The 3,310-nt window shown below is 74.0% G+C and carries 4 protein-coding genes; 2 read left to right on the top strand and 2 right to left on the bottom strand.

Annotation, left to right across the window (positions count from 1 at the left end; translation table 11 throughout):
* Positions 1–692 (top strand): oxidoreductase (locus FNQ90_RS17040; protein ID WP_456115103.1); only part of this gene is annotated, 692 nt, incomplete at its 5' end.
* Positions 693–719: 27 nt separating this feature from the next.
* On the opposite strand, the gene FNQ90_RS17045 is transcribed toward FNQ90_RS17040, so the two are convergent.
* Positions 720–1,967 (bottom strand): acyl-CoA dehydrogenase family protein, encoded by a 1,248-nt coding sequence (locus FNQ90_RS17045; RefSeq protein ID WP_182607173.1) that lies wholly within the window; start codon positions 1,965–1,967, stop codon positions 720–722.
* Between the two features lie 155 nt (positions 1,968–2,122).
* Here FNQ90_RS17045 and FNQ90_RS17050 point away from each other — a divergent pair, with 155 nt between their 5' ends.
* Positions 2,123–2,782: a TetR/AcrR family transcriptional regulator gene (locus tag FNQ90_RS17050; protein WP_143623204.1), complete on the top strand. Its 660-nt coding sequence runs from the start codon at positions 2,123–2,125 to the stop codon at positions 2,780–2,782.
* 70 nt (positions 2,783–2,852) lie between these two features.
* On the opposite strand, the gene FNQ90_RS17055 is transcribed toward FNQ90_RS17050, so the two are convergent.
* On the bottom strand, positions 2,853–3,310 hold a 458-nt coding region (locus tag FNQ90_RS17055), incomplete at its 5' end, for an aminotransferase class IV (protein WP_182607174.1).

The raw sequence follows: 3,310 nt of genomic DNA on the forward strand, positions 1-3,310 counted from the left end.
GCCCCGTCCCCACCGCCCGCGACATCGAGGCCGTGGTCACCGCCTTCGCCGAGGCCGCGGCCTCCGCCCGGCGGTTGGGCTTCGACGGCGTGGAACTGCACGGCGCGCACGGCTACCTGATCGACAGCTTCCTGTGGGAGGGCACCAACCGGCGCACCGACGCCTACGGCGGCGACCCGGTGGCGCGCACCCGGCTGGCGGCCGAGATCATCGCCGCGGTCCGGAAGGCCACCGCGCCCGACTTCCCCGTGATGCTGCGGATCTCGCAGTGGAAGGCGAGCGACTACCGGGCCCGGCTCGCGCAGTCGCCGGCGGAGTTGGAGTCGATCCTCGCCCCGCTGGTCGAGGCGGGGGTGGACGCCATCCACGCCTCCACCCGGCGGTACTGGGAGCCCGAGTTCGACGGTTCCCGCCTCAACCTGGCCGGCTGGGTGAAGAAGCTGACCGGACTGCCCGTCATCTCGGTGGGCTCGGTCGGTCTGGACGAGGTGTTCACCACCGCCTTCACCGGCGGAGGGGCCGACCCCACGGGCATCGAGCAGCTCATCGAGCGCCTCGGCGGGGACGAGTTCGACCTGATCGCGGTGGGCCGCGCCCTGCTCACGGACCCGGAGTGGGTGGAGAAGATCCGCACCGGACGGAGCTTTGAGGTGCGCCCCTTCACCCGGGACGACCTCTCCCGGCTCACCTGAGACGCCGGGGTGGCGGAGCCGGGGCGGTCACCGGATGTGACGGCCGGTGATGGCGCGGGCGATGACCAACCGCTGGATCTCGCTCGTGCCCTCGAAGATCGTGTAGATCTTGGCATCCCGGTACATCCGCTCCACCGGGTGCTCGCGGCTGTAGCCGGCGCCCCCGAGGACCTGGATCGCCTTCTCCGTGGCGGTCACGGCGAGTTCCCCCGCGCGCAGCTTGGACATCGAGCCCTGGGCGGCGTCGAAGGGCTTGCCGGTGGCGCCCATCCAGGCGGCGCGCCAGATGAGCAGCCGCACGGCGTCGATCTCGGTGCGCAGGTCGGCGAGGGCGAAGGCGATCGCCTGGTTCTCGATGACCGGCCGACCGAAGGCGACCCGGCCGTCGGCGTACTCCATCGCGTACTCGTGGGCCGCGCGGGCGATGCCGAGGGCCTGGGCCGCGACGGTGGGGCGACTGAGCTCGAAGGTGGCCATGGCGTCCTGGCGCCGGGTCCCGCCGCCCTTCCCGCCCTCGGCCGCCCCGACGCGGGGGCGTTCACGGGCCCTGGCGAGGCGGGCGTCCAGCTTCTCCTTCCCGCCGAGCAGGCAGGAGCCGGGGACCCGCACGTCGTCGAGGAAGACGTCGGCGGTGTGCGAGGCGCGCAGTCCGAGCTTCCTGATCTTCGGCCCTCCGACCAGGCCCGGCGTGCCGGGCGGGACGACGAAGGCGGCCTGGCCCCGGGCGCCGAGCGCGGAGTCCACGGAGGCGACGACCACGTGCACCCCGGCGATGCCGCCGTTGGTGATCCACGCCTTCTGCCCGTCCAGGACCCACTCGTCCCGCGCCCCGTCCCAACGGGCCCGGGTGCGCAGCGAGGAGACGTCGGAGCCGGCCCCCGGCTCGGAGACGCAGAAGGCGGCGACAGCCGGATCGTCGGCGTCGCCGAAGCACTGCGGGATCCATTCGCCGAGCTGCTCGGGGGTGCCGGCGGAGAAGATCCCGGCGACGGCGAGGGAGGTGCCGAAGAGGGACATGCCGATCCCGGCGTCGCCCCGGAACAGTTCCTCGTTGGCGATCTGGAGGGAGAGGCCGGTGGGGTCACCGTGCATCGAGGCCAGGGATTCGAAGCCGTACAGGCCGATGCGGGCCGCCTCCCGGATGACCGGCCAGGGGGTCTCCTCGCGTTCGTCCCACTCGGCGGCGGCCGGACGGACGACCTCCTCGGCGAAGCCGCGCACCCAGTCGCGCAGGGTGCGCTGGTCATCGTTGATGTCGAGGCAGAAACCGCTCATGCCGGGGCCCTTCGTGCCGGGGCCGGTGGGGGTGCGGCCCCGACACGGGGACCGGACGGGCACGCGGAACCGGCGCCGGCGCCGGACCGCTTGTTTAACCGGCCGGTAGGTTTACCGGCGGATCACACTAAATGCCCTCCGGATAGGGTGCAAGGGTGACGGAGAAAACCCGACGCCGTCTCCCGCGCGCGGTCCGCGAGGAGCAGATCGTCGACGCGGCGCTGGAGGTGTTCTCCCAACGCGGTTACCACGCCGCCGCCGTGGACGAGATCTGCGAGCGGGCCGGCATCAGCAAGCCCATGGTCTACCTCTACCTGGGCTCCAAGGAGGCGGTGTTCGTCGCCTGCGTCCGGCGCGAGTCCGAACGCCTGGTCGCCACGCTCCGCGAGGCCGCGCACACCGGCGACACCCCCGAGGCCCGGTTGTGGGCGGGGCTGGAGGCGTTCTTCCGCTTCGTCACCGACCACCGCGACGGCTGGGTGGTGCTGCACCGGCACGCCGCCGACCTCGGCGAGACGGTGGCCGGGGAGATCGACCGCGCCCGCCGGGCGATCATGGCCGAGGTGACGCGACTGGTGCGCGACGGCATCGCCCTGGTCGGCGAGCCCGGCACCCCCGCCACCCGACTCGGCGAGGAGGACGCCGAGTTCGTGGGTCACGCGCTGGTGGGCGCCGCCGACTCGCTCACCGACTGGATGGAGCGTCACCCGCGCCGCTCCGCCGAGGACACCGCGTTGCGGATGATGAACATGGTGTGGATCGGGATGCGGCAGGTGCTCGGCGGCGAGGTGTGGACCCCGCCCGGCCGCCGCTGAGACCCCGGCCGCCGGATCCGGCCCACCGGGCGGGGCGGACCGGCGCGGGGCGGACCGGCGCGGGCCCCGATCAGATCGGGTCGCCCGGCAGGGCCCGGTACCGCTCGGCGAGTTCCGCGATCAGCGGGTGCTCCGGGTCCACCTCCAGATCGTCCACCGCCGCGACCGGCCGCACGCCCACCGCCGCGTTGGTCACGAACGCCGCCCGCACCACCCCGTCCCCCACTTCCGGCAGCGCGGCGCGGCGCACCGGCACGCGCGCGTGCTCGACCCCGGCGCCGCACCGCTCCCGCAGCAACGCCGCCGTGACCCCCGCCAGGGCGGCCGCGCGCGGCCACACCACCCGGGCCCCGCCGGGCCCGACCACGCACAGCCCGATGTTCCAGGTGGGTCCCTCGGCGATCAAACCGGCGTCGTCGACGAACAGCGCGTCGTCCCACCCCGCCCGACGGGCCTCCCGCCGCCGGTGCAGGGCACCCAGCAGGGCGGTGTGCTTGATCCCCGGCAGCTCGCGGACACAGCGGACGG

Source organism: Streptomyces alkaliphilus, from assembly GCF_014141535.1.
Lineage (GTDB): Bacteria > Actinomycetota > Actinomycetes > Streptomycetales > Streptomycetaceae > Streptomyces > Streptomyces alkaliphilus.

Excerpts from the sequence above, each read along its gene's own strand:
- FNQ90_RS17045 (WP_182607173.1), bottom strand. The coding sequence starts at position 1,967 with ATGAGCGGTTTCTGCCTCGACATCAACGATGACCAGCGCACCCTGCGC.